A 26,039-nucleotide genomic window follows, 5' to 3' on the forward strand; every position below is an offset into this window, starting at 1 on the left:
TTAGGTAGCCACGAGTTGGTGGGACACGATCACGACGGCGGCCAGCACGAATACGTAGATGCCGAGGTCGAAGATCGAACGGTGCCAGACGAGGCGGTAGAAGCCGACGCGTTCGAGCACCGCGCGCACGACGATGTTGATCAGGTAGGCGATCAGCATCAGCACGAGCGGGGCCGGCACGAACACGCCGAAGATATCGATTTCGCCGATCATGGTCGCGGTCGGAAGGACAAGGTGGAAAGCCGGCTCATGCGCGCGCTCCGTCCGGCGGCTGCGGCGCTTGCGCGGACGCGGCCGGATACAGCGACAGGCGCAGGCCGACGAGCGCATGCAGCGTGTCGCGCAGCCGGCGGTGCGTGGCGGGCACCGCGGGTGCGGCCGTGCCGTCGGTCGGCGCGGCGTCCGGCAGGGTGCGGCCGGCCACGCGCCGCAGCGCGTCGTCGATCGTCGCCAGCAGCGCGGGCGGCGCGGGCTGGCGCGCATTCGCGGCCGCGCAGCGCGTGTAGTGATCGGTGACGCCGGCCAGCACGCGATCGATCGCATCGGGCACGTCGCCCGACAGCCGGCGTCGCGAGCGGCGCAGGTCGAGCGCGTTCAGCGCGATGCGCAGGTCGCGGAAGCTTTCGATCGACGGATGGCGGTGGTCGTCGGACGCGCCGAGGCGCGGCAGCAGTTGCGTGACGCGATCGAGCATCCGCGACGCGTGGTTGCGCTGGTCGTCGAGCGGCTGCGTCGACGCGGAGCGCGCGACGTCCTCCCAGCCCGAGCGCAGCAGGCGCCGCACCGCGAGTTCCGCGCCGAACGGCCGCGTCGCGCGCGTCCATACGTACGCGAACAGCAGCCCGGCGACGCCCGCGAGATTGCTGTTCAGGAACACGAAGAAATCGGCTTCGTACGCGCTCTGGATGCTGATGAAGGTGGCCGTGTTCACCGCGACGAGCATCGTCACCATGTTGAACTGCGGGCGCGGCAGCAGCGTGCCGATCAGGATGAACGGGCCCGCGAACATCAGCACGAGCATCGCGAAATCGTGCACGTGCGGCAGCACGACGAACAGGTACAGGCCCGCGAACACGACGCTCGCGGTGGTCGACAGGAAAAACTTGAACACCAGCGGCGCCGGCTCGTCGAGCGCGGCGAAGAAGCTGCACGACACGGCCACGAGCGTGACGGCCGCCGCGCCGTCGTGCCAGCCGGACGAGATCCACAGCCAGCACGCGAACACGATCGCGAACACGACGGTCAGCGTCGAGAACAGCATCATCCCGCGATCGAAGAAGCGCTCGGTGCCGCCGAGCCGCCAGTGCCGGTAGCGCGGCTGCCATACGCCCGATTCGTTCGCGATCAGCGCGCGCAGCGAGCGGCAGTCCTGCCAGATGTCGATGACCTGGCGCAGCCGCCACAGTGCATTCGACATCAGCGCGCCGTCCCAGCTCGCCAGCGCGCTGTCGGGCGGCTGCAGCGCGGCGATGCGCGCGCGCAGGTCGTCCGCGACCGGATCGTGCGCCATGTCGCCGCCCGCGTCGGTCTGCACGGCCGGCAGCGGTGCGTCGAACCACTTCGCGGCGTCGGCCAGCAGTGCGTCGAGCGCGGGCGGGCGCACGTGCAGGTCGCGCATCAGCGCGATCAGCGGATCGGCGAGCGACGACATCAGCGGCAGGAACAGCTGCATCCGGCCCGCGAGCGCCTGCGCGCGCGCGAGGACGCGCGGATGCGCATGGTCGTAGCCCAACTGGCTCAGCAGGAACTCGAGGCCGGTGATGGTCGCGGCGAGCCGCTGCCGGCACGCGGACAGCGCCTTGCCCGCCAGGTGCCCGGACAGCGTTTCGCGGCCGTAGAACGCGGCGTCCTTGAACCACGCGTCGGTGCGCTCGATCAGCGTCGGCGCGAGCCGGTTCGGGAACACGGCGCTGCCGACCACGCTCGCGCACACGATGCCGAGCACGATTTCCTCGGTGCGCGCGATCGCGACGTCGAACACGGTGGACGGATCGGTGACGGTCGGCAGCGCGACCAGCGGCATCGTATAACCGGCGAGCATGAAGACGTAGCTGCGGGCGGTGCGGTCGGAGATCGCGAGGTACAGCAGCGTGCCGCACCAGGTCGCGACGATGATGCTGAACAGGAGCGGCGTCTCGACGAACGGCGGCACGAAGAAGATCGCGGCGGCCGCGCCGAGCGCGGTGCCGAGCGCGCGGTACAGCGCTTTCGAGCGCGTCGCGCCGACGAACGGGTTCGACACGATGTAGACGCTCGCCATCGCCCAGTACGGGCGCGGCAGCTGGAAATACAGGCCGAGGTACAGCGCCAGCATCGACGCGGCGAACGTCTTGCCCGAGAACAGCCAGTCGCGAAGGCTCGGATAGGTCATGACGCGGAATCGTCGGAGTGGGGCGGGCGCGACGCCGGCGGATGCGGGTCGGCCGCGTTGAACGCGTTCAGCACGCGCAGCGTCGCCTCGAGATCGGCGCGCGACACGCCCTTGAGCACCTGGGCGCGCAGCGCGCGCAGGTCTTCCTCCATCTTCGCGGTGACCGCGCGGCCGGCGGCCGTCAGCGAGATCGTTTTCGCGCGGCGGTCGTGCGGATCCTCGTCGCGGCGCGCGAGGCCGGCCGCGCACAGCTGGTCGAGCAGGCGCACGAGCGACGGCCCTTCGATGCCGACGTGTTCGGCGAGCGTGCCTTGCCGCACGCCTTCGCCGAGGCGCCCGGCCATCAGGAGCGGCGTCGCGCAGGCCTCGGACACGTTGTACGCGGTCAGCACGCCGTCACTGGTGCGGCGCCACTTGCGCGCGGTGAGCACGAGCAGGCTGCTGACGGCGAGGCGGAGGTCGTGCAGATTGGTCATGGGCGAGATGATAGGGGCAAAAACATTCGATAGCAAACTATCGTTTTTTGTCACCCGGATGACACGTCGCATGCGGCCCGGCCGGCCCGTCTGAAGCAATGTAGGAGGCGTGCCGGCCGGGGTCAAGCCGTAAGGGGGCGACCCCGAACCGTCCACATCCGGCGCGGCGACTATATTGAATAGTCAGACGAGAACCGTCCGGCAGCCCGGCGCACCGCCGCGCGCGTTAAGCAAATTCGAAGCCCCGGTTCGGCAAAGCCGACTTCGCGGCCGCGCGCGCGGCGTGCATATTAGGGTCATTGCAAGCGCACCGGAGGCTCCACCCGTGTCGACCTCATCCTCGCAGCCCGCCACGCCCGCATCGCTCGATGCGTGGCTCGGCAAGACCGAAACGCTCGGCGACGACATCACCGCGTTCCCGCTGAACGCGCTGGCCGCCACGCTCGACCGCCCGTCGCCAGGCGACGTCGTGCCGCCGATGTGGCACTGGCTCTACTTCCTGCCGATCGCGCCGCTGGCCGAGCTCGGCCCGGACGGTCACCCGAAGCGCGGCGGCTTCCTGCCGCCGGTGCCGCTGCCGCGCCGCATGTGGGCCGGCGGCCGCCTGACGTTCCATGCGCCGCTGCGTGCGGGGCGGCGCGCGACGCGCGAATCGACGATCGCGAACATCGAGGACAAGACGGGCCGCAGCGGCCGGCTCGTGTTCGTGACGGTGCAACACCGGATCGAATCCGGCGGCGCGCTGTGCGTCGAGGAGGAGCACGACATCGTCTATCGCGACGCGCCGCAGCCAGGTGCTCCGGCACCGAAGCCGGTCGCGCCGCCCGCGGGCGAGACGTGGTCGCGCACGGTCACGGCCGACGCGGTGATGCTGTTTCGCTATTCGGCGTTGACCTTCAACGGCCATCGCATCCACTACGACCGCCGCTACGTGACGCAGGAAGAAGGCTATCCGGGGCTCGTCGTGCACGGCCCGCTGATCGCGACGCTGCTCGTCGATCTCGTGCACCGCGAACGGCCGGACGCGACGCTCGCGAGCTTCGCGTTCCGCGCGGTGCGCCCGACCTTCGATTCGGAGCCGTTCACGCTGTGCGGCAAGCCGTCGGACGACGGCCGCACGATCGAGCTGTGGGCGAAGGATCGCGACGGCTGGCTGACGATGCAGACCACCGCGACCCTCGCGTGACGTGATTCCTTCCTTTCCCTCATTCATCGACGACGGACATGCAGACGACGCAACACGACCCGTACCAGGACATCCGCGAAGCGGTGCGCGACCTGTGCAGCCACTTTCCCGGCGAGTATTTCCGCCAGATCGACGACGCGCGCGGCTATCCCGACGCGTTCGTCGACGCGCTGACGAAGGCCGGCTGGCTCGCCGCGCTGATTCCGCAGGAATACGGCGGCTCGGGGCTCGGCCTCACCGAGGCGTCGATCATCATGGAGGAGATCAACCGCGCGGGCGGCAACTCCGGCGCGTGCCACGGGCAGATGTACAACATGGGCACGCTGCTGCGCCACGGTTCGGCCGAACAGAAGCGCGCGTATCTGCCGAAGATCGCGAGTGGCGAGTTGCGCCTGCAATCGATGGGCGTGACCGAGCCGACCACCGGCACCGACACGACGAAGATCAGGACGACCGCCGAGCGACGCGGCGATCGTTACGTGATCAACGGGCAGAAGGTGTGGATCTCGCGCGTGCAGCATTCGGACCTGATGATCCTGCTCGCGCGCACGACGCCGCTCGCCGACGTGAAGAAAAAATCCGAAGGGATGTCGATCTTCGTCGTCGATCTGCGCGAGGCCATCGGCCACGGGCTGACGGTGCGGCCGATCCCGAACATGGTCAATCACGAGACCAACGAGCTGTTCTTCGACAACCTCGAGATTCCGGCCGACAACCTGATCGGCGAGGAGGGGCAGGGCTTCAAGTACATCCTCGACGGGCTGAACGCCGAGCGCACGCTGATCGCGGCCGAATGCATCGGCGATGGCTACTGGTTCATCGACAAGGTGTCGCAGTACGTGAAGGAGCGCGTCGTGTTCGGCCGCCCGATCGGGCAGAACCAGGGCGTGCAGTTCCCGATCGCGCGCGCGTTCGTGAACGTCGAGGCCGCGAGCCTGATGCGCTTCGACGCCGCGCGCCGGTTCGATGCGCACGCGCCGTGCGGCGCACAGGCGAACATGGCGAAGCTGCTCGCGGCCGACGCGTCGTGGGAGGCCGCGAACGCGTGCCTGCAATTCCACGGCGGCTTCGGCTTCGCGTGCGAATACGACGTCGAGCGCAAGTTCCGCGAAACGCGCCTGTACCAGGTCGCGCCGATCTCGACCAACCTGATCCTGGCCTACGTCGCGGAGCACCTCCTCGACCTGCCGCGCTCGTTCTGACGGAGGCCGACGATGCGACCCCTCGACGGCATCAAGGTAATCACCCTCGAACATGCGATCGCGGCGCCGTTCTGCACGCGCCAGCTCGCCGATCTCGGCGCGCGCGTGATCAAGATCGAACGGCCGGGCAGCGGCGATTTTGCGCGCGGCTACGACGAACGCGTGCACGGGCTGTCGTCGCACTTCGTGTGGGTGAACCGCTCGAAGGAGAGCCTGACGCTCGACGTCAAGCAGCCCGCTGCGGCGGCCGTGCTCGACGCGCTGCTCGCGGATGCCGACGTGCTCGTGCAGAATCTCGCGCCCGGTGCGGCCGAGCGTCTCGGGCTCGGCTACGACGCGTTGAAGCACACGCATCCGCGCCTGATCGTCTGCGACATCTCGGGTTACGGCGACGACGGCCCGTATCGCGACCGCAAGGCGTACGACCTGCTGATCCAGAGCGAAGCCGGGTTCCTGTCGATCACGGGCTCGCCCGGGCAACCGGCGAAGGCCGGCTGCTCGATCGCGGACATCGCGGCCGGCATGTACGCGTACACGAACATCCTGAGCGCGCTGCTGATGCGCGGCCGCACGGGCGCAGGGTGCCGGATCGACGTATCGATGCTGGAGAGCATGGTCGAGTGGATGGGCTACCCGCTCTACTACGCGATCGACGGGCAAAGCCCGCCCGCGCCGTCGGGCGCGTCGCACGCGACGATCTGTCCGTACGGCCCGTTCCCGGCCGGCGACGGCAAGACCGTGATGCTCGGGCTGCAGAACGAGCGCGAATGGAAGCTGTTCTGCGAGCAGGTGCTGCGGCAGCCGGCGCTCGCCGACGATCCGCGTTTCAACGCGAATTCGAAACGGCATGCGGCGCGCGACGCGGTCGATGCGCTGATCGTCGATGCGTTCGCGACGCTGACGGCCGCCGAAGTGATGCAGCGGCTCGACGCGGCCGGCATCGCGAACGCGCAGATGAACACGCTCGACGACGTATGGCGGCACCCGCAATTGCAGGCGCGCGAGCGTTGGCGCAGCGTCGACACGGCCGCGGGCCCGGTGCCCGCGCTGTTGCCGCCGGGGCTGCCCGCCGGCGTCGAGCCGCGCATGGATGCGGTGCCGGCGCTCGGCCAGCATACCGATGCGATCCTCGCCGAACTCGGCTACGACCGCGCGCGGATCGCTGCGCTGCGCGCGAACGGCACGATCTGATTCCGCTTTCACGACGACGATGACCCATCCGATTCCCGCCATTGCCACCGCCCCCGGCCGCACGCTCGCGACGTTCGCGTCGCAGCTGCGCTTCGACGCGATTCCCGCCGACGTCGTCGCGCGCACCGTCAACCTCTACGTCGACTGGCTCGGCTCCGCGCTGGCCGGCAAGGGCGCGCGCCCGGTCGAGACGATCGCGGCGTTCGCGCGCCGCGCGGGCGGCTCGCCCGGCGGGCCCGGCACGGCCGACGTGCTGATCGACCGCACGCCCGCGACACCGTACTTCGCGGCGATGACGAACGGCGCGGCATCGCATTTCGCGGAACAGGACGACGTGCACAACGGCGCGGTGTTTCATCCGGCGACCGTCGTGTTTCCGGTCGCGCTCGCGCTGGCGCAGGCCCGCGGCGCGAGCGGGCGCGACTTCATCGCGGCGGCGGTCGCCGGCTATGAAGTCGGCATCCGCGTCGGCGAGTTTCTCGGGCGTTCGCACTACAAGGTGTTCCATACGACCGGCACCGCCGGCACGGTGGCGGCCGCCGCGACGGCCGGGCGGCTGCTCGGGTTGCCGCCGGAACGGATGCTCGATGCGTTCGGCTCGGCCGGCACGCAGGCGAGCGGATTGTGGGAATTCCTGCGCGATGCGGCCGATTCGAAGCAGCTGCATACGGCGATGGCCGCCGCGAACGGGCTGATGGCGGCCGAGCTTGCGCGCGACGGGTTTCGCGGCGCCACGCGGATTCTCGAAGGCGCGCAGGGAATGGCGGCCGGCATGTCCACCGATGCGGACCCGGCCCGCCTGACCGACCGGCTCGGCGCGCGCTGGGCGACCGCGGAAACGTCGTTCAAGTATCACGCGTCGTGCCGCCACACGCATCCGGCCGCCGACGCGCTGCTCGCGGTGATGGCGCGCGAGCGGCTGGCGGCGGCGGACATCGGGACGGTCGTCACGCACGTGCACCAGGGTGCGCTCGACGTGCTCGGCGCGGTCACGGTGCCGAGCACCGTGCATCAGGCGAAGTTCAACATGGGCACCGTGCTCGCGCTGGCCGCGTTGCACGGGCACGCGGGCGTCGACGAATTCGAGCGCGATTACGCGGCTGCCCACGTCGCCGCGTTCCGCGACCGCGTGTCGATGGCGTTCGACGACGAAGTCGATCGCGCGTATCCGGCGCGCTGGATCGGCAAGGTCACGGTCACGACGCGCGACGGCCGCACGTTCACGGGCCGCGTCGACGAGCCGAAGGGCGATCCGGGCAACACGCTGTCGCGCGACGAGATCGCGCGCAAGGTACGCACGCTCGCCGCGTTCTCGGGCGCGGCGTCCGGCGCCGAGGTCGAGCGGCTCCTTGCCGACGCGTGGCAGGTCGCATCGTGCGATGCGATCGGCACGCTGTTTCCGGAGGCCTCGGCATGACGTCCGCGTCCGCCCGTTCGTGGCTGTTCGTTCCCGGCAATCGTCCGGAGCGCTTCGAGAAGGCGCGCGCGGCCGGCGCCGACGCGGTGATCGTCGATCTCGAGGATGCCGTGCCGCCGGACGGCAAGCCGGCGGCGCGCGATGCGGTCGTCGCGCAGCTCGATGCCGCGCGGCCCGTGTGGGTGCGCGTGAACGCGGCCGACACCGCATGGTTCGCCGACGACCTCGCGGCGCTCGCCGCGCATCCGGGCGTGGCTGGCGTGATGCTGCCGAAGTGCGACACGCGTGCGCAGGTGGACGCGGTGCTCGCGCATGCGCATCGCGCACTCGAACTGCTGCCGATCGTCGAGACGGCGACCGGCATCGCGGGGCTCGACCAGGTGTGTGCGGCGCCGCGCGTCGTGCGCGTGGCGTTCGGCACGCTCGATTTCCAGGTCGACCTCGGGATCGACGGCGACGGCGAAGCGCTGAACGCGTTCCGCTCGCGGATCGTGCTCGCGTCGCGGCTGGCGGGGATCGCGCCGCCGGTCGACGGCGTGTCGACGGTCATCGACGATCCGGCCGCGATCGAACGGCATGCGCGCTACGCGCGGGGCTTCGGCTTCGGCGGGAAACTGTGCATTCATCCCAAGCAGATCGATGCGGTGCACCGCGCGTATGCATGGACCGACGCGGAACAGGCGTGGGCGCGGCGCGTGCTCGATGCCGTCGACGCGAGCGGCGGTGCGGCCGTGGCGCTCGACGGCAGGATGGTCGACATGCCGGTGATCCTGAAGGCGCGGCGGATTCTGCGCGGGTAGGCGGCCCGCGACATGGGTCCGAACGATAAAGGTGCCGGATTCGTCTCCGTCCCGGGCACGTCGATTGCATCGCCCGCTTCGACCCGTAAGTCCTGCTTTCGCGCGCGATTGCACTAGGACAATATTTTCGGGGTGTCTTTCTGAGCGACCATGCGGAAGCCACGACGGAGACATCGAGATGGGACGGACGGAGGTATCGGCAGGCTGGCGCGACGCGATCGGCGCGGTGCACGGCATCGAGTCGAAATACAAGCGGCTCGTGAAGGCGATCGCCAGCGACATCGAGAACGGCGCGCTCGCGCCGGGCGCCCGGCTCGCGCCGCAGCGCGACGTCGCATCGAGCCTCGGCGTCAGCGTGCAGACCGTCACCAATGCGTACAAGGAGCTGGAGCGCCAGGGGCTGATCCGCTGCGAGGTCGGCCGCGGCAGCTTCGTGGCCGCGCGCGTGACCGAATCGATGTCGAACTACATCCTCGATACGACCGAGCGCGAACTGGTCGACTTCTCGATCGCCCGCATCGTGCACACGCCGGAGCACGATGCCGCGTGGCGCGGCGTGTGCGCGGCGCTGGCCGGCACCGACGACCAGCCGTGGATCCGCTCGTTCCGGCCGATCGCCGGGCTGGATGCGCATCGCGACGCCGGCGCCGCGTGGCTCGCGTCGCTGAACATGCCGGTGCACCGCGAATCGCTGCTGGTCACGAACGGCGCGGCGCACGGGATCTTTCTCGCGCTCGCGTCGATCGTCGGGCCGGGTGATACCGTGTTGTGCGAGAGCCTGACCGATCACGGCGTGATCGGCTCCGCGAACGTGCTCGGTTTTACGCTGAAGGGGCTCGAGATGGACGAGCACGGCATCCGTCCCGAACATTTCGAGGAGATGTGCGACGGCGAGCGGATCAGCGCGCTCGTCTGCACGCCGACCCTCAATAACCCTACCGTGTCGATGATGACCGAGTCGCGGCGGCGCTCGATCGCGCGCATCGCGACGCGCTACGGCGTGTACGTGATCGAGGACGACGTGTACGGTCCGCTGCCCGAGAAGACGGGCACGCCGATCGCGAGCCTGATTCCGGAGCTCGGCTTCTACTGCACGAGCATGACGAAATCGGTGCTGACCGGATTGCGCACCGGCTATCTCGCGATGCCGCGGCGGCTCGCGTTGCGCGTCGAGAGCGTGCTGCGCGTGAGCAGCTGGATGGCGACGTCGCCGATCGCGGAGATCGCGACGCGCTGGATCGCCGACGGCACCGCGCGGCGGCTCGTCGAACTGCAGCGCCAGCGGCTCGCCGTGCGTCAGGAGATGGTGAAGGCCGCGCTGGGGCCGTATGTGCTCGGTGCGCACCCGAACGCGCTGTCGGCCTGGCTGCGCGTGCCCGACTACTGGCAGGCCGAGCGGATCGTGCGCGAATTGCGCACCCGCAAGATCGCGGTGACGTCGCCCGATCCGTTTCTCGTCGGCGGCACGGAGCGGCCGAACGCGGTGCGCGTGTGCATCGGCGCCGAAACCTCCGATGCCGCGTGCAACGCGGCGCTCGAAACGATCGCCGGCGTGTTCGAACAGTATCCGCACCTGAACGATTTCCACTGAACCGGCGGCGCTGCCGCGATGTCGCGCGCAATGTATCAGGACATTCGAAAGCGCGATTTGGAACATTAGACTGGATCGCATCACATTCGTCGCGAGGCGTGCGTTCCATGTCTTTCCTGTCGCTGTCCGACGTCTATCGCGCGCGCCGCCGCCTCGCCGGGCGCGCCGACGGTACGCCGCTCGTCGCGTCCGCCGCGCTGTCCGCGCGGGTCGGCGCCCCCGTTCATCTGAAGCTCGAAACGCTGCAGCCGACCGGCAGCTTCAAGCTGCGCGGCGCGACCAACGCGCTCGCGGAACTTGCCGCGCAGCGCGTGACGCGCGTGGTCACCGCGTCCACCGGCAACCACGGCCGCGCGGTCGCGCATGCGGCACGCGCGCTCGGCATCGACGCGGCCGTCTGCATGTCGTCGCTCGTGCCGGCCAACAAGGTCGACGCGGTCGCGGCGCTCGGCGCGCGCGTGGTGATCGTCGGCGACAGCCAGGACGACGCGCAGGTCGAAGCGCGGCGGCTGGTGCGCGACGAAGGCTACGCGTACGTGCCGCCGTTCGACGATCCGCGCATCATCGCCGGCCAGGCGACGATCGGCGTCGAGATTCTGGAAGCGCTGCCCGATACCGCGACGCTCGTCGTGCCGCTGTCGGGCGGCGGCCTGTTTAGCGGCGTCGCGTTTGCCGCGAAGGCGATCCGGCCGCCGATCGAGGTGATCGGCGTCTCGATGGCGCGCGGCGCCGCGATGCATGCGAGCCTCGCGGCCGGCCGCCCGGTCGACGTCGACGAGCAGCCGACGCTGGCCGATTCGCTCGGCGGCGGCATTGGCCTCGACAACCGCTACACGTTCGACATGACGCGCGCGCTGGCCGACGACGTCGTGCTGCTCGACGAGCCGTCGATCGCGCGCGGCATCGCGCATGCGTATCGGGAAGAACGGCTCGTCGTCGAAGGCGCCGGCGCGGTCGGCCTCGCCGCATTGCTGGACGAGCGGATCGTGCGCCGCGATCGCGGCGGCCCGATCGTGGTCGTCGTGAGCGGCGCGAACATCGACATGGCCGCGCATCGCCGGCTCGTTTCGGAGCACTGACATGGCCCATCCCGTCACGTTGCTCGGCCAGGCGCAATTGCGTGCGCTGGTGTCGCTCGATCTCGCCGCGATCGACCAGGTCGAGGCCGCGTTCGCGTCGCTCGCGACCGACGCCGTCGTGATGCCGCCGATCCTGAATCTCGCGCTGCCGGCGCGCCACGCCGAAGTGGACGTGAAGACCGCGTACCTGCCGCGCTTCGACAGCTTCGCGATCAAGGTCAGCCCCGGCTTCTTCGACAATCCGTCGCTCGGGCTGCCGAGCCTGAACGGGCTGATGCTCGTGCTGTCGGCCCGCACCGGCGTGACCGAGGCCGTGCTGCTCGACAACGGCTACCTGACGGCCGTGCGCACCGCGGCGGCCGGCGCCGTGGCCGCGCGCCGGCTCGCGCGCGCCGATGCGCACCGCGCGGCGATCATCGGTGCGGGCGAGCAGGCGCGGTTGCAACTCGCCGCGCTGAGGTTGGTGCGCGACATCACCCACGTGACGGTGTGGGCGCGCGACACCGCGCGGGCCGCGCAGTTCGCGGCCGACGTGCGCGCGGCGCACGGCATCGATGCGACGGTCGCGCGCTCGGTGCATGCGGCGCTGGCCGACGCGGACATCGCGGTGACGACCACGCCGAGCCGCGCGCCGCTCGTGCACGCGGAGGACTTGCATCCCGGGCTGCACGTGACGGCGATGGGTTCGGACGCCGATTACAAGACCGAACTCGCGCCGTCGGTGTTCGGCGCGGCACGCTATTTCTGCGACCGGCTGCAGCAGACCCGCGTGGCCGGCGAGCTCGCGCATGCGATCGCGGCTGGCGTGGTCGCGGCCGATGCGGTGTTTCCGGAGCTCGGCGAAATCATCGCCGGCCGGCGCGAAGGCCGCACGCATCGCGACGACATCACGATCTGCGACCTGACCGGCACCGGCGCGCAGGACACCGCGATCGCCGTGCTCGCGCTGCAGCGCGCCCGCGCGGCCGAAGCGGGCACGATTTTTCACAACGACCTCACGACTTGAGAGGAGACAGATGGCCGCAGTCATCGAAACCAACGAAGCCGCGCCGCGTCTCGCGTTCGCGCGCAGCGAATATGCTGCGCGGATCGCGAAGACGCGTGCGGCGATGGAGCGGGCCGGCATCGACCTGCTGATCGTCACCGACCCGACCAACATGGGCTGGCTGACCGGCTATGACGGCTGGTCGTTCTACGTGCACCAGTGCGTGCTGCTTGCACTGGACGGCGAACCCGTGTGGTTCGGCCGCAGCCAGGACGCGAACGGCGCGAAGCGCACCGCGTTCATGGCGCACGAAAACATCGTCGGCTACCCCGATCATTACGTGCAGTCGAGCGCGCGCCATCCGATGGATTACCTGTCGACCGAGGTGATCGCGGCACGCGGCTGGAGCACGCTGCGCATCGGCGTCGAGCTCGACAACTACTACTTCAGCGCGGCGGCGTACGCGTCGCTGCAGCGGCATCTGCCGGGCGCGCGCTGGGTCGATGCGACCGCGCTCGTCAACTGGCAGCGCGCGGTGAAGTCCCCGCGCGAGATCGAGTACATGCGCGTGGCCGCCCGCATCGTCGAACGGATGCACGCGCACATCGTCGAGACGATCGAGCCGGGCATGAAGAAAAGCGACCTGGTCGCGCAGATCTATGCGACCGGGATCGGCGGCGCGGACGGCTTCGGCGGCGACTATCCGGCGATCGTGCCGCTGTTGCCCACCGGCGCGGATGCTGCCGCGCCGCACCTGACCTGGGACGACTCGACGTTCGCGCGCGGCGCCGGCACGTTCTTCGAGATCGCCGGCTGCTACCGCCGCTATCACTGCCCGCTGTCGCGCACCGTCTATCTCGGCAAGCCGCCCGCGCACTTCATCGAAGGCGAGCGCGCGGTGGTCGAGGGCATCGAGGCCGGGCTCGCGGCAGCGAAGCCGGGCAACGTGTGCGAGGACATCGCGAACGCGTTCTTCGCGGTGCTGCGCCGCGCGGGCATCGAGAAGGACAGCCGCTGCGGCTATCCGATCGGTGCAAGCTATCCGCCCGACTGGGGCGAGCGCACGATGAGCCTGCGTCCGGGCGACCGGACGGTGCTCGAACCCGGCATGACGTTCCATTTCATGCCGGGGCTGTGGCTCGACGACTGGGGGCTGGAGATCACGGAAAGCATCCTGATCACTGAGACCGGCGTCGAGACGTTCTGCAACGTGCCGCGCAAGCTGTTCGTGAAGGAGTAGGGCGATGCGTGCTTCCCCGATTACGCCGACCGTCGATTTCGACGCGGACGGCGAACAGCACGGCTTCCTGAAGCTGCCTTACTCGCGCGACGATTCCGCGTGGGGCGCGATCATGATTCCGGTGACCGTCGTGAAGCGCGGCGACGGGCCGACGGTGTTGCTGACCGGCGGCAACCACGGCGACGAATACGAGGGGCCGGTCGCGCTGTCGAAGCTCGCCGGTTCGCTGAAGGCGGCCGACGTGACCGGCCGCGTGATCGTCGTGCCGTTCATGAACTATCCGGCGTTCCGCGCCGGCTGCCGCACGTCGCCGATCGATGCCGGCAACCTGAACCGCAGCTTCCCGGGCCGGCCGGACGGCACCGTGACCGAGAAGATCGCCGATTACTTCCAGCGCCACCTGCTGCCGCTCGCGACGCACGTGCTCGACATTCACGCGGGCGGGCGCACGCTCGACTTCGTGCCGTTCGCGGCGATTCACGTGCTGGAGGATCGCGAGCAGGAAGCGCGCTGCGAGCGTGCGATGCGCGCGTTCGGCGCGCCGTATTCGATGCGCATGCTGGAACTCGACAGCGTCGGTCTCTACGACAGCGCGGCCGAGGAAGCCGGCAAGGTGTTCGTGTCGACCGAGCTGGGCGGCGGCGGCACGTCGACGGCGGCGAGCGTCGCGATCGCCGAGCGCGGCGTGTACGGATTTCTCGCGCATGCGGGCGTGATCGCGAAGGACGTCGTGGACGGCAACGCGCCACGTACGACGACGCTGCTCGACATGCCGGACGGTTCGTGCTTCACGACGAGCGAGCATCACGGGCTGCTCGAGATGTGCCGCGATCTCGGCACCGAGGTCGACGCCGGCGACGTGCTCGCGCGCGTGCACGCCGTCGACCGCACGGGCGTCGCGCCGGTCGAATACGTCGCGCGGCGGCGCGGGCTGCTCGCGGCCCGGCACTTCCCGGGCATCGTACAGCCCGGCGACACGGTCGCGGTGGTGGCCGACATCGTCGAGCGCAACATTCCGGTGGCCGTATGAGGACGCGCACGACGTGATCAAGCTCGACCGATACGACCTCGCGATCTTACGCCTGCTCGAGCGCGACGGGCGCATCACGAAGTCGAAGCTCGCCGAGGCCGTGAACCTGTCGATTTCGCCGGCATGGGAGCGCGTGCGCAAGCTGGAGGAAAGCGGCGTGATTCGCGGCTATCGCGCGGACGTCGACTGGATCGGCGCGTTCTCGGGCAGCCGCATCGTCGTCGAGGTGACGCTGTCGCGGCACACCGCGCCCGACATGCGGCGCTTCGAGGATCGCGTGGCCGCGGCACCCGAGGTCGCGCAGTGCTACGCGACGGGTGGCGGCGTCGACTACGTGCTGCACGTGGTCGCGCGCGACATCGACCATTACCAGCGCTTCATCGATGCGCTGCTGATGGAAGACCTCGGCATCGAGCGCTACTTCACGTACATCGTGACGAAGGTCGTGAAGTGCGCATCCGGCGGCGCGCCGGACTGGCTGTAAAAGTTCGCGCCGACGCGCGGCAATACGGAAAAAACCGGCATTTCCGGCCGTGCAAACCGAAATTTCCGCATGCGCCGGCGCGACACAATGAAGTCCGTGCCCACCAACGAGGAGACGCAGCATGCTGCCCGGACACCCCGTTCTGTTCAAGTCGACCTGCTATGTCGACGGTCGCTGGATCCACAGCGACAGTGCCGCGACGGTCGCCGTCGTGAACCCCGCGGACCAGGCCGTGATCGGCCACGTGCCGATGCTCGAACGCGCACAGATCGTCGCGGCCGTCGACGCCGCGCAGCGCGCGTACGAGACCTGGCGCTGGACGCCGCAAGCGGTGCGCAGCGCGGCGTTGCTGCGCTGGCATGCGCTGATCCTGCGTCACGTCGACGATCTGGCCGCGCTGCTGTCGCTGGAACAGGGCAAGCCGCTGGCCGAAGCGCGCGGCGAGATCCGCTATGCGGCGAGCTTCGTCGAATGGTTCGCGAGCGAGGCGAAACGCGTCGCGGGTCGCACGATCCCGACGCATATCGACGGCGCGCATCTCGGCACCGTGATGGAGCCGGTCGGCGTCGCCGCGCTGATCACGCCGTGGAATTTCCCGGCCGCGATGATCACGCGCAAGGCGGCGGCCGCGATCGCGGTCGGGTGCGCCGTGGTCGTGAAGCCCGCGCACGAAACGCCGTTCTCGGCGCTCGCGCTCGCGCAACTCGCTGACGAGGCCGGCTTGCCGGCCGGCGTGTTCAACGTCGTGCTCGGCGAACCGCAGATGGCGATGGAAACGCTGGTCGGCGATGCGCGCGTGCGTGCGGTGAGCTTCACCGGCTCGACGCGCGTCGGCCGGCTCGTGACCGAAACCGCCGCGAAGGCCGGCATCCGCAAGATCGCGCTCGAACTGGGCGGCAATGCGCCGTTCATCGTGACCGAGGATGCGGACGTCGACCAGGCGGTACAGGTTGCCGTCGGCGCGAAGTTCCAGACGTCCGGCCAGGACTGCTGCGCGGCGAACCGGATGCTCGTCGCCCGACCGCTGTACGACACGTTCGTCGAACGGTATGCGCACGCGGTGCGGGCGCTGAAGACGGGCCCCGCGTTCGAGCCGGGCGTGGACATCGGTCCGTTGATGCACCAGGCCGCGTTCGACGCGACCGTGGCGCGGGTCGAGGATGCGCGGGCACGCGGCGCACGCATCGTCGCGGGCGGCCGGCCGCACGCGCTCGGTGGCTGGTTCTACGAGCCGACCGTGATCGCGGATGCCGCGCCCGGCATGCGCGTGGTCGACGAGGAAAACTTCGCGCCGATCTCGGCCGTCAGCGCGTTCGACACGCTCGACGAAGCGGTCGAAACGGCCAACGACACCGAGTACGGCCTCGCCGCGTACGTGTGCGCGACCCGCATCGACACGATCTTCCAACTGGTGCGGCGGCTCGATTTCGCGATGGTGTCGGTCAACGGCGTGAAATTCACCGGTGCGCCGATCCCGTTCGGCGGGATGAAGGCGTCGGGCCTCGGGCGCGAAGGCGGCGCCGAAGGCTTCGAGCTGTTCACGGAAACCAAGTACTTCTGCCTCGGCAATCTCGGCCTGCCTGTTGCGGCGACGGCCTGACCCATTCAAAGGAGCTCATCATGACGAAATCGATCGACGCACTGCTGCGCGAGGACCGTGCCCACTTCATGCACCCGTCGACGCACGCATACGACCACGAGACCGGCGCGCTGCCGGGCAAGATCGTGCGCGGCGGCGAAGGCATCCGCATCGAGGATCACCAGGGCAAGCGCTACATCGACGCGTTCGCCGGCCTCTATTGCGTGAACATCGGCTATGGCCGCACCGAAGTGGCCGACGCGATGTACGAACAGGCGAAGCAGCTCGCGTACTACCACACGTACGTCGGCCACGCGTCGGACGCGATCATCGAGTTGTCGTCGCGGATCATCGACTGGTCGCCGGCGGGGATGAAGAAGGTCTATTACGGGATGTCGGGTTCCGACGCGAACGAGACGCAGGTCAAGATCGTCTGGTACTACAACAACGTGCTCGGCCGCCCGAACAAGAAGAAGATCATCTCGCGCGAGCGCGGCTATCACGGCTCGGGCATCGTGACGGGCAGCCTCACGGGCCTGCCGAGCTTTCACCAGCATTTCGACCTGCCGATCGACCGCGTGAAGCATACGGTGTGTCCGCACTGGTATCGCAAGGCGCCGGCCGGCATGAGCGAGGCGCAGTTCGTCGCGTACTGCGTCGACGAGCTCGAGAAGCTGATCGCCCGCGAGGGCGCCGATACGGTCGCCGCGTTCATCGCGGAGCCGGTGATGGGCACGGGCGGCATCATCGAACCGCCGGCCGGCTACTGGCCCGCGATCCAGGCCGTGCTGCGCAAGCACGACATCCTGCTGATCTCCGATGAAGTCGTGTGCGGGTTCGGGCGGCTCGGCTCGAAGATGGGCGCGCAGCACTTCGGGATCGAGCCCGACCTGATTACGGTCGCGAAAGGGCTGACGAGCGCGTATGCGCCGCTGTCGGGCGTGATCGTCGGCGAGAAGGTGTGGGACGTGATCGCGCGCGGCTCGCAGGAACACGGGCCGATGGGGCACGGCTGGACGTATTCCGGTCATCCGGTATGCGCGGCCGCCGCGCTCGCGAACCTCGCGATCCTCGAGCGCGAGAACCTGGTCGGCAACGCGGCCGACGTCGGCGGCTACTTCGGCGCGAAGCTGCGCGACGCATTCGGCGCGCATCCGCTCGTCGGCGAGGTGCGCAGCGTCGGCATGCTGGCCGCGCTCGAATTCATGGCCGACAAGGACGCGCGCACGCCGTTCGATCCCGCGCTGAAGATCGGTGCGCAGGTGTCGGCGGCCGCGTTGCAGCGCGGCGTGATCGCGCGGGCGATGCCGCACGGCGACATTCTCGGCTTTGCGCCGCCGCTCGTGATGACGCGTGCGGAGGCTGACGAGATCGTCGCGATCGTCAAGGATGCGGTGGACGAGGTCGCCGAGCGGAACCTGTCGGCCGTCGCGTGACGTTCGAGCGGTGCTGATGCGCGCCTCGGCGCGCGAGCTGACGCCGCCGCATGCAATGAACTGAACCCCAAAAGTTGGACGCCAACTTTTGGGTTTTTTTCATGGCGAGATATACCGAGCAGTTCAAGCTATCGGTAGTGAAGCGGTGCATCGGGGGGGAAGCCATACGCGCGGTGGCGCGAACGCATGGCTTGAGTCACTCGACGGTTTCCCAGTGGTACGCCACATACCAGGCTCATGGTAAGGACGGCGTGCGTAGGAAGTACAACTCATACGATGTGGCGTTCAGGCTCAAAGTTGTTCAGCACATGCGCGAGCATGGCGTGTCGAGCAAGGAAGCGGCGGCGCGGTTCAATATTCGCAATCCGAGCGCGGTGCTCGAATGGGCTCGCCGCTATGATGATGGTGGTTTGACTGCCCTCGCGCCGAGGCCCAAAGGCCGCCGCCCAACCGCAATGCCAAAAACACCGCCTGCTCAGCCTCTGAACCCTACCGATGGCACGGATACCCGTACCCGCGAGGACCTGCTTCAGGAACTGAACTACCTGCGCATGGAGAACGCGTATCTAAAAAAGCTGAGGGCCTTGGTTCAGGCGCAGGCTGTACCGCGCAAAAAGCGCAAATAGTGCTTGAGCTAAGGCAACAATTCCCGCTGGCTGGCTTGCTCCGGGTGGCCGGACTGGCTCGCAGCACGTTTTATTACCAGTGCAAGGCGCTGGCCGCTCCCGATCGACATGCGAGTGTGAAAGCGAAAATTCGAGCACTGTTCGAGCAGCACAAGGGGCGCTATGGCTATCGACGCATCACGCTGGCGCTGCGCCGTCTGGGGCAGATGATTAACCACAAGACGGTTGCACGCCTGATGCGCAAGATGCAGTTGAAGTCCTGCGTGCGGGTCAAGAAGTACCGTGCGTATAGGGGCAACACGTGCAAGACGGCCCCGCATCTGCTCCAGCGCCAGTTCCATGCCGCCCGTCCGAACGAGAAGTGGGTTACCGACATCACCGAGTTCAGCGTAGGTGGCCAAAAGCTGTATCTGTCACCAGTGCTGGATCTGTACAACGGGGAGATCATCGCGTACCAGACGCATACTCGGCCAGCCTTCCAGATGGTTACTGACATGTTGCGCAAGGCTTTGCGTCGCCTGCAACCCGACGAAAGACCCATGTTGCACTCTGATCAAGGCTGGCATTATCAAATGCCCGGCTGGCGGCTCATGCTCGAGCAACGCTCGTTGGCGCAAAGCATGTCGCGTAAAGGCAATTGCTTGGACAACGCTGCCATGGAAAGCTTCTTCGGCACGCTGAAATCCGAGTTCTTCTACTTGAACCACTTCAGCAGCATTGAACAGCTACGCATCGGCTTGAAGCGCTACATCCGGTACTACAATCACGAGCGCATCAAGCTCAAACTGAAAGGGCTGAGTCCTGTGCAATACAGGACTCAGCCTCATCCGGCCTAGCCGGTAACCGTCCAACTTCGTGGGTTCAGTTCAGCAAATGCGGCGGCGTTTTTTCTTGCCGGTACGGATACGGTTCGAGCAAACCGTCAGTGCATCGCCTGCGGTGCGCGTCGGCTACCGATCGTCACTCAGTAATCCCACACGACCGGCACGAAACGGAATCCGTCGCCGTTTCGCGCAACATGGCCGATGGACGGGAACGCGACATGGGCGGCGGCCAGCAGCGCGCCGGTGTCGGCCGCTTCGTTGAACAGCGCGAGACGCACGTCGACCGCCGCGTCCGGATCGTGTTCGAAGCCGTTTTGCCAGTCGGGGTGGTCGAAGTTCACTTCGAAAATCGCGTCGCCCGCGAACGTCAGCTTTTCCCCGTTCGATGCGACGTCGACCACGCAGTGCCCCGGCGTATGTCCGCCCGTCACCCGCGCCGACACACCCGCGGCGACTTCCACGGTGCGATCGAACTGCACGATGTTTTCGCCGTAGAGTGCCATGAACCGCGCTGCGGCCTTGCGCAGCGCGGGCGGCACGGTTTCCGGCATCACCGTCTTGCTGAAGTCCGGATTCTCCCAGAACGCCACTTCCGCGGCCGATACGTGAATGCGGACGTCGGGGTTCAGCTTCGCCTTGACGCCGTCGACGTTCAGCCCGCCGACGTGATCCATGTGCATGTGTGTGATCACGATATCGGTGATCGCGGCCAGGTCGATGCCGGCCGATTCAAGGCGCATCACCGAGCGCCCGGCGCGCGTGAAGTATTCGAAACCGTCGCCCACGCCCGAGTCGATCAGGATCAGGCGATCGGCGCTGCGCACGAGCGCGATGTTGAGCGCCCAGTCGAACATGTCGCGTTGCAGGAAACGGCCGTCGAACCACGCATTGCGGTCTGTTTCGCTCACGTTGGTGGACATGGTGGAAGTCGGCAGCGGCAACACGCCGTCGCTGATCAGTACGACGTCGACTGCGCCGATGCGCACGGCGTAGCGGGACGAAACGAGCTCGCCCGAACCTTCGTGGCCCAGACAGGCGACAACCGGCTGGACGTTGCGGATGGGTGCGTTCATGTTCAGTAATCCTGTTCGTCGAGTGAGGGAGTCCGCACTGCGCGGTGCAGAGCGGTTCGCGAGCGCGATCGTGAAGGTCGCGCTTCGGTGCGCCCGGATTCCGATCGAGCGTGTCAGCGATTGTAGTGACGGCCCGCACCCGCCGACAGCGCCGCACGGGGGCACATCGTGTTGTCCGGACGACAACAATCCGGCGGCGGTTTCGGTCGCCCGAAATGCACATCGCCCGCCGTCCGTGGCCGGACGGCGGGCGATGCGATGGATGCCGTTTATGGGAAGCCGGGCGCCGCCGGCGCGCGGGTCAGCCCGGCTGACCGGGAAGCGTGTCCCCGCGCAGCGAACACCCGCGCGTCTCGATCACCGCCAGCAGCGCGATCAACCCGACCGCGCACGCAGCCATCATGTAGTACGCGGGAATCAGCGCGTTGCCGGTCTTGCCGATCAGCCAGTCGTTGACGATCGGCGCGGTGCCGCCGAACAGCGACGTCGACACGTTGTACGCGATCGCCATGCCCGCATAGCGGACGTGGGTCGGGAACATCGCCGGGAACATCGCGGAAATGGTGGCGAGCTGCGGCACGTACAGCACGCCGAGCACCGCGAAGCCGATGAACGCGCCGAGCGGACCGTGCGTCATCAGCGTGAACATCGGCACGGCCGCGACGAACAGCCCGACGAGCGAGATCCACCACATCGTCTTGCGGCCGACGCGATCGGACAGCCAGCCGGCGAACGGCAGCAGCACCATCATCGCGAGCATGCCGATCAGCGGAATCAGCAGCGACATGTTCTCGCTGACGCCGAGTTCCTTGTGCATGTAGGTCGGCATGTATGCAAGCAGCACGTAGTTGACGACGTTCAGCGCGACGACGAGCCCGCCGAGCAGCACCAGCGGCTTCGCATAGCGCACCAGCAGCAGCCGGATCGGCAGCGCGGCCGTCGCACTTTGCTCGCGGCGGTGTGCCTGTTCCTCGAGTTCGCGGAACACCGGCGTTTCCTCCAGGCGCGAGCGCAGGTAGAAGCCGATCAGGCCGAGCGGCGCGGCGACCAGGAACGGCAGGCGCCAGCCCCACGCATGCATCGCCGAATCGCCGAGCAGCAGTGCGAAGCCGAGCATCAGGAACGCACCGAGCGAGAAGCCGGCGAGCGTCGCGAATTCGAGGAAGCTGCCGCACAGGCCGCGCCGCGAATCGGGTGCGTATTCGGCGATGAAGGTTGCTGCACCGCCGTATTCGCCGCCGGTCGAGAAGCCCTGCACCATGCGCAGCACGATCAGCGCGGCCGGTGCGAGCCAGCCGGCCGTCGCATAGCTCGGCAGCACGCCGACGAGCAACGTCGCGCCCGACATCGTCAGCACCGTCAGCGCGAGCACGCGCTTGCGGCCGAGCCGGTCGCCGAGCGGGCCCCAGAACAGGCCGCCGAGCGGGCGGATCAGGAACGAGATCGCGAACGTGCCGAGTGCGAACAGCGTCGCGCTCGCGGTGTTGCCGGGAAACAGCGCGGCGGAAATGTACGCGAGGCCGTACGCGTAAATACCGTAATCGAACCATTCGGTCGCATTGCCGAGGGCGGCGGCCGCGATCGCGACCCGCGGCAGACTGTGCGGCTCCTCGCCGCGTGGGTGGTCGCATCGTCGGGAATCGACGACGCGGCGGAAACGGAAGTCCACGATGGCACGTATCGCATGAGGGATCCTCGCTATCAGCATGCGCCCGGGCGGGCGCCGACGAGGATCAAAGTAATCCCGCCAATTCGCGATGCCCGATGTCATAGGACGATGTGGGGATCGGGGTTTTCCCGTGGCGGGGCGGCCCGTGTGGCGGCGGGCCGGATGCTCAGGACCGCGTATCGGCCGACGGCAGCAGCGCGGCGAAACGGTCGGCGAGCGTCGGGCGCGACCGTGCGGGCCAGATCGCGCTGAGTTCGAAATTCGGCAGCGCGGCGCCGTCGCGGATCGGGCTGTATGCGACCCCGTCGAACGCGAACGCGTGGATCGACGTCGGCAGCAGCGATACGCCGCAGCCGGCGGCCACGCATGCGACGACCGTCAGCGTGCGGTTCACGTCGAGCACGATGTCGACCGGATGTCCGGCCTGGCGGAACGCGCTGAGGATACCGGCGCGGATCAGCGGCAGTTGATCGTGCGGAAACCACACGAGGCCGGCCGCGGCCAGATCGGCCCAGCGTCACCGTGCCGTCGGGCTGGCGCGGGAACGCCTTCGGCAGCACCGCGACGAGTGGATCGCGCCGGATCAGTTGCTCGCGGCATCCGGCCGTTCACCGCGACCGGCGTATGCAGCAGCCCGATGTCGATTTCGCCGCGCTCGAGCGCGATCGCCTGCTCGGCATTGCTCATCTCGCGCATCACCAGCTCGACGTCGGGCGCGCTTTCGCGCAGCGCACGGATCGCGCGCGGCAGCGTGTCGAACAGCGCCGCGCTGACGAAGCCGATGGTCAGGCGCCCGGCGCGCTGCGCGCCGATTTCGCCCGCCCGGTGCGCGGCCGCGTCGAGCCGCGCGACGCTCAGGCGCAGATCGTCGACCATCGCGAGCCCGGCCGGCGTGAGCGTCGCGCCGCGCCGCGACCGGTCGAACAGCCGGACCCCCAGCTCCTTTTCCATCCGGTTCAGCGCCTGGCTGAGCGCCGGCTGCGCAATGCCCAGCTCGCTGGCGGCGCGCGTAAAGCTGCCGGAATCCGCGATCGCGAGGAAGTAGCGGACGTGCCTGATTTCCATAAGCGTGTGTTATGAATAATTATTCGAAACATAGTAGCGAATTATCCAAATGATTCATAGGATGCACATCGGGCGTCGTCGAACCCGGCCGCGCCTCCGATAGCGGCGCGCTCAGGCGACGCACGGCGACGACACGAGGAGACCTCCGTTGACCTGGATGCGCGAACTCTCGACGACCGAACGGCGCACGTTGCGCGGCTGCTTTGCCGGCTGGGCGCTCGACGGGCTCGACACGCAGATGTTCAGCCTCGTGATCCCGGCGCTGCTCGCGACCTGGAGCATCGGCAAGGGGCAGGCCGGCCTGATCGGCGGCGCGACGCTCGTGTCGGGCGCGCTCGGCGGCCTGCTGGCCGGCGCGATCGCGGATCGCTACGGGCGCGTGCGGGCGCTGCAGATCACCGTGTGCTGGTTCTCCGCCTTCACGTTCCTCAGCGCGTTCGCGCAGAACTTCGAGCAGTTGCTGGTGCTGAAGGCGTTGCAAGGGCTCGGCTTCGGCGGCGAATGGACCGCGGGCGCGGTACTGCTCGCGGAGACGGTCGGCGCGCGCCATCGCGGCAAGGCGATGGGCGTCGTGCAGAGCGCGTGGGGATTCGGCTGGGGCGCGGCGGTGCTGCTGTACATGATCGTGTTCGCGTGGCTGCCGTCCGAGTGGGCGTGGCGCGTGCTGTTCGCGATCGGCGCGCTGCTGCGCTGCTGGTGCTGTATATCCGCCGCGCGATTTCCGAGCCGCCGCGCGCGACGGCCTGCGCCCGCGCACGGGGACGATGCGCCGACGGTGGGCATCTTCGACCGGTCGGTGCTGCGCACGACGGTGGTCGGCGGCCTGATCGGCGTCGGCGCGCACGGCGGCTATCACGCGATCACGATCTGGCTGCCGACCTACCTGAAGACCGAGCGGCACCTGTCGGTGCTCGGCACCGGCACGTATCTCGCGGTCGTGATCGTCGCGTTCATCTGCGGCTGTTTCCTGAGCGCGTATTTGCAGGACCGGATCGGCCGGCGTCGCAACGTGATGCTGTTCGCCGCGTGTTGCGCGGTGATGGTGAACCTGTACGTGTTCCTGCCGCTGAACGACGTCGCGATGCTGCTGCTCGGGTTCCCGCTCGGGTTGTGCTCGGCCGGCATCCCGGCGACGCTCGGCACGCTGTTCAACGAGCTGTATCCGCAAAACGTGCGCGGCCGCGGCGTCGGGTTCTGCTACAACTTCGGCCGCATCGTGTCGGCGGGCTTTCCGGTGCTGGTCGGGCGGATGGGCGAATCGCTGCCGCTCGGCACGGCGCTCGGCATCGACGCGGGCATCGCGTACGGGCTCGTCGTGATCGCGGTGTGGTTCCTGCCGGAAACGCGCGGGCGCCGTCTGCCCGACGCGGCTGCCGGGCCGGGCGCCGACGACGACGCGCGCGCCGGCGCATCGCTGTAGTTTTCGTCCTTCGTTCATTCCGTCGCCCTGTCGCCCGCTGCCGGGCCGGGCACCTCTTGCAGGCAAGTCGTCATGGATCGAGCAGTCAATCCGCCGGTCGAACCGGTTTCAGCGGCGCCGGATACGGCCGCGTGGTACGCGTCATCGACGGCCGTCGCGGCGGTCGACGCCCATGCGCACGTGTTTGCGCGCGGTCTGCCGCTCGCGCCGGTCGTGCGCCATGCGCCCGACGATGCGTCGCTCGACGCGTACGTCGCGCATCTCGCCGCACACGGCATCACGCACGCGGTGCTGGTGCAGCCGAGCTTTCTCGGCACCGACAATACGTTCTTCGTCGACGTGCTGCGGCGCTACCCGAGCCGCTTTCGCGGCGCGTCGCGGTCGTCGATCCGGTGATCGACGACGACGCGCTCGCCGCGCTCGACCGCGCGGGCGTCGTGGGCATGCGGCTCAATCTGGTCGGCCTGCCGATTCCGGATTTCGGCACGCGGGTGTGGCGCGCGCTGTTCGCACGCATCAACGCGCTCGGCTGGCATGTCGAGATTCATCGCGACGCGGCCGACCTGCATGCGATCGCCGCGAGCCTGCTTGCGCAATCGTGCACGCTCGTGATCGACCATTTCGGCCGCCCGTCGCCGGCGCTCGGCGAACGCGATCCGGCTTCCGTCATCTGCTGTCGCTTGCCGATACCGGGCGCGTGTGGGTCAAGCTGTCGGCCGCGTACCGGAACAGCCTGACCGGCGACGGCACCGACACCGCGCTCGGCGCGGCGCAGGCGCTGCGCGGCGCGTTCACGCCGGAGCGGCTCGTGTGGGGCAGCGACTGGCCGCATACGCAGCATCGCGAACGTGTCGATTTCGGCGCGGCCTGCGCGGCGCTCGAACGCTGGCTGCCCGATGCCGGCGAACGCGCGCGCGTGTTGCGCGACTCGCCGCGCACCCTGTTTCGTTTCGACCAATGAGGCCTCGCATGACCGATTCCACCGCCCTTCGTCGCCGCTTTCCGGCGCAGCATCGCCGCCCGCCAGGGGCTGCTCGTCGCCGGCACGTTCAATGCGCTCAGCGCGCGGATCGCCGCCGATCTGGGCTTCGGCGCGCTGTACCTGAGCGGCGCCGGCGTCACCAACATGTCGCTCGGCTTGCCGGATCTCGGCTTCGTCGGGCTCGGCGAACTGGCCGAGCACACCGCGCGCGTGCGCGACGCCGTCGATTTGCCGCTGATGGTCGATGCCGATACCGGTTTCGGCAACGCGCTGAACGTGCTGCATACGGTGCGCACGCTCGAGCGCAGCGGCG

At 68.6% G+C, this 26,039-nt stretch carries 21 protein-coding genes and 3 pseudogenes; 18 read left to right on the top strand and 6 right to left on the bottom strand.

The features are described from left to right. Genes DTA15_RS16995 through DTA15_RS17005 form a run of 3 tightly spaced genes read right to left on the bottom strand, consistent with a single transcriptional unit; the run spans position 1 to position 2,847 of the window. Complete coding sequence (locus DTA15_RS16995; protein WP_006481008.1) at positions 1-213, bottom strand: DUF1656 domain-containing protein; 213 nt, start codon at positions 211-213, stop codon at positions 1-3. A gap of 34 nt (positions 214-247) precedes the next feature. Then, on the bottom strand, positions 248-2,371 hold the full coding sequence (locus DTA15_RS17000) for an FUSC family protein (protein ID WP_006497849.1): 2,124 nt from the start codon (positions 2,369-2,371) through the stop codon (positions 248-250). After that, on the bottom strand, positions 2,368-2,847 hold the full coding sequence (locus DTA15_RS17005) for a MarR family winged helix-turn-helix transcriptional regulator (RefSeq protein ID WP_006482157.1): 480 nt from the start codon (positions 2,845-2,847) through the stop codon (positions 2,368-2,370). Before DTA15_RS17005 ends, DTA15_RS17000 begins: the two co-directional genes overlap by 4 nt. Positions 2,848-3,172: 325 nt before the next feature. On the opposite strand from DTA15_RS17005, the gene DTA15_RS17010 reads away from it, so the two are divergent. The 14 genes from DTA15_RS17010 (at position 3,173) to DTA15_RS17075 (ending at position 19,529) form a co-directional block, all read left to right on the top strand. Continuing rightward, the gene (locus tag DTA15_RS17010) at positions 3,173-4,033 is read left to right on the top strand and encodes an HTD2 family dehydratase (RefSeq protein WP_006482161.1); all 861 of its coding nucleotides are present in this window, start codon (positions 3,173-3,175) and stop codon (positions 4,031-4,033) included. A gap of 38 nt (positions 4,034-4,071) precedes the next feature. Further along, a complete protein-coding gene (locus DTA15_RS17015; RefSeq protein ID WP_006482162.1) occupies positions 4,072-5,235 on the top strand; it encodes an acyl-CoA dehydrogenase family protein in 1,164 nt (387 codons plus the stop codon). A gap of 12 nt (positions 5,236-5,247) precedes the next feature. Continuing rightward, a complete protein-coding gene (locus tag DTA15_RS17020; RefSeq protein WP_006482159.1) occupies positions 5,248-6,426 on the top strand; it encodes a CaiB/BaiF CoA transferase family protein in 1,179 nt (392 codons plus the stop codon). Between the two features lie 19 nt (positions 6,427-6,445). Further along, positions 6,446-7,843 (top strand): MmgE/PrpD family protein, encoded by a 1,398-nt coding sequence (locus tag DTA15_RS17025; RefSeq protein WP_006482155.1) that lies wholly within the window; start codon positions 6,446-6,448, stop codon positions 7,841-7,843. Then, positions 7,840-8,643 (top strand): HpcH/HpaI aldolase/citrate lyase family protein, encoded by an 804-nt coding sequence (locus DTA15_RS17030; protein WP_006482164.1) that lies wholly within the window; start codon positions 7,840-7,842, stop codon positions 8,641-8,643. The genes DTA15_RS17025 and DTA15_RS17030 overlap by 4 nt, the downstream gene beginning before the upstream one ends. A 178-nt stretch (positions 8,644-8,821) precedes the next feature. Further along, positions 8,822-10,234, top strand: coding sequence for a MocR-like ectoine utilization transcription factor EhuR (gene ehuR / locus DTA15_RS17035; RefSeq protein WP_006482158.1), 1,413 nt, complete (start codon positions 8,822-8,824; stop codon positions 10,232-10,234). A 107-nt stretch (positions 10,235-10,341) separates the two neighbouring features. Then, positions 10,342-11,313 carry a hydroxyectoine utilization dehydratase EutB gene (eutB, locus tag DTA15_RS17040; RefSeq protein WP_006482160.1) on the top strand — a complete coding sequence of 324 codons (972 nt, stop codon included), beginning with the start codon at positions 10,342-10,344 and terminating at the stop codon, positions 11,311-11,313. A gap of 1 nt (position 11,314) precedes the next feature. Next, positions 11,315-12,319 (top strand): cyclodeaminase, encoded by a 1,005-nt coding sequence (locus tag DTA15_RS17045; RefSeq protein ID WP_012493657.1) that lies wholly within the window; start codon positions 11,315-11,317, stop codon positions 12,317-12,319. A 10-nt stretch (positions 12,320-12,329) separates the two neighbouring features. Then, positions 12,330-13,538, top strand: coding sequence for an ectoine hydrolase DoeA (gene doeA, locus DTA15_RS17050; RefSeq protein WP_006489634.1), 1,209 nt, complete (start codon positions 12,330-12,332; stop codon positions 13,536-13,538). A 4-nt stretch (positions 13,539-13,542) separates the two neighbouring features. Further along, positions 13,543-14,568, top strand: a complete 1,026-nt coding sequence (doeB, locus tag DTA15_RS17055) for a N(2)-acetyl-L-2,4-diaminobutanoate deacetylase DoeB (RefSeq protein WP_006489637.1) — start codon at positions 13,543-13,545, stop codon at positions 14,566-14,568. A 13-nt stretch (positions 14,569-14,581) separates the two neighbouring features. After that, complete coding sequence (locus DTA15_RS17060) at positions 14,582-15,052, top strand: Lrp/AsnC family transcriptional regulator (RefSeq protein ID WP_006489640.1); 471 nt, start codon at positions 14,582-14,584, stop codon at positions 15,050-15,052. A gap of 121 nt (positions 15,053-15,173) precedes the next feature. Continuing rightward, positions 15,174-16,652, top strand: coding sequence for an NAD-dependent succinate-semialdehyde dehydrogenase (locus tag DTA15_RS17065; RefSeq protein WP_006489632.1), 1,479 nt, complete (start codon positions 15,174-15,176; stop codon positions 16,650-16,652). 20 nt (positions 16,653-16,672) lie between these two features. Continuing rightward, entirely contained in the window at positions 16,673-18,067 is a 1,395-nt protein-coding gene (locus DTA15_RS17070) for an aspartate aminotransferase family protein (protein WP_006489628.1), read from the top strand. Between the two features lie 101 nt (positions 18,068-18,168). Then, positions 18,169-19,529 (top strand): IS3-like element ISBcen9 family transposase gene (locus DTA15_RS17075; protein ID WP_085964362.1). Its coding sequence is split into 2 segments (ribosomal slippage): positions 18,169-18,634 and positions 18,634-19,529, totalling 1,362 coding nucleotides; the frame shifts between segments, so codons are not numbered across the junction. Positions 19,530-19,657: 128 nt separating this feature from the next. Here the strand turns inward: DTA15_RS17075 and DTA15_RS17080 are convergent. The 3 genes and pseudogenes from DTA15_RS17080 to DTA15_RS17090 form a co-directional block, all read right to left on the bottom strand. Further along, the gene (locus DTA15_RS17080; RefSeq protein WP_012493658.1) at positions 19,658-20,590 is read right to left on the bottom strand and encodes an MBL fold metallo-hydrolase; all 933 of its coding nucleotides are present in this window, start codon (positions 20,588-20,590) and stop codon (positions 19,658-19,660) included. Positions 20,591-20,891: 301 nt separating this feature from the next. Continuing rightward, a pseudogene (locus tag DTA15_RS17085) lies at positions 20,892-22,276 on the bottom strand (MFS transporter). 149 nt (positions 22,277-22,425) lie between these two features. Continuing rightward, positions 22,426-23,324 (bottom strand): annotated as a pseudogene (locus DTA15_RS17090) (LysR family transcriptional regulator). 157 nt (positions 23,325-23,481) lie between these two features. On the opposite strand from DTA15_RS17090, the gene DTA15_RS17095 reads away from it, so the two are divergent. From DTA15_RS17095 to DTA15_RS17105, 4 genes and pseudogenes are all read left to right on the top strand, one after another. Further along, positions 23,482-24,744, top strand: coding sequence for an MFS transporter (locus DTA15_RS17095; RefSeq protein WP_256604771.1), 1,263 nt, complete (start codon positions 23,482-23,484; stop codon positions 24,742-24,744). Positions 24,745-24,816: 72 nt separating this feature from the next. Continuing rightward, complete coding sequence (locus tag DTA15_RS39445; RefSeq protein WP_370448165.1) at positions 24,817-25,140, top strand: amidohydrolase family protein; 324 nt, start codon at positions 24,817-24,819, stop codon at positions 25,138-25,140. Beyond that, a pseudogene (locus DTA15_RS39450) lies at positions 25,137-25,705 on the top strand (amidohydrolase family protein). The gene DTA15_RS39445 and the pseudogene DTA15_RS39450 overlap by 4 nt, the downstream one beginning before the upstream one ends. Positions 25,706-25,720: 15 nt before the next feature. Beyond that, on the top strand, positions 25,721-26,039 hold a 319-nt coding region (locus tag DTA15_RS17105), incomplete at its 3' end, for an isocitrate lyase/phosphoenolpyruvate mutase family protein (RefSeq protein ID WP_172547081.1).

This window comes from Burkholderia cenocepacia (genome assembly GCF_900446215.1).
Classification (GTDB): domain Bacteria; phylum Pseudomonadota; class Gammaproteobacteria; order Burkholderiales; family Burkholderiaceae; genus Burkholderia; species Burkholderia cenocepacia.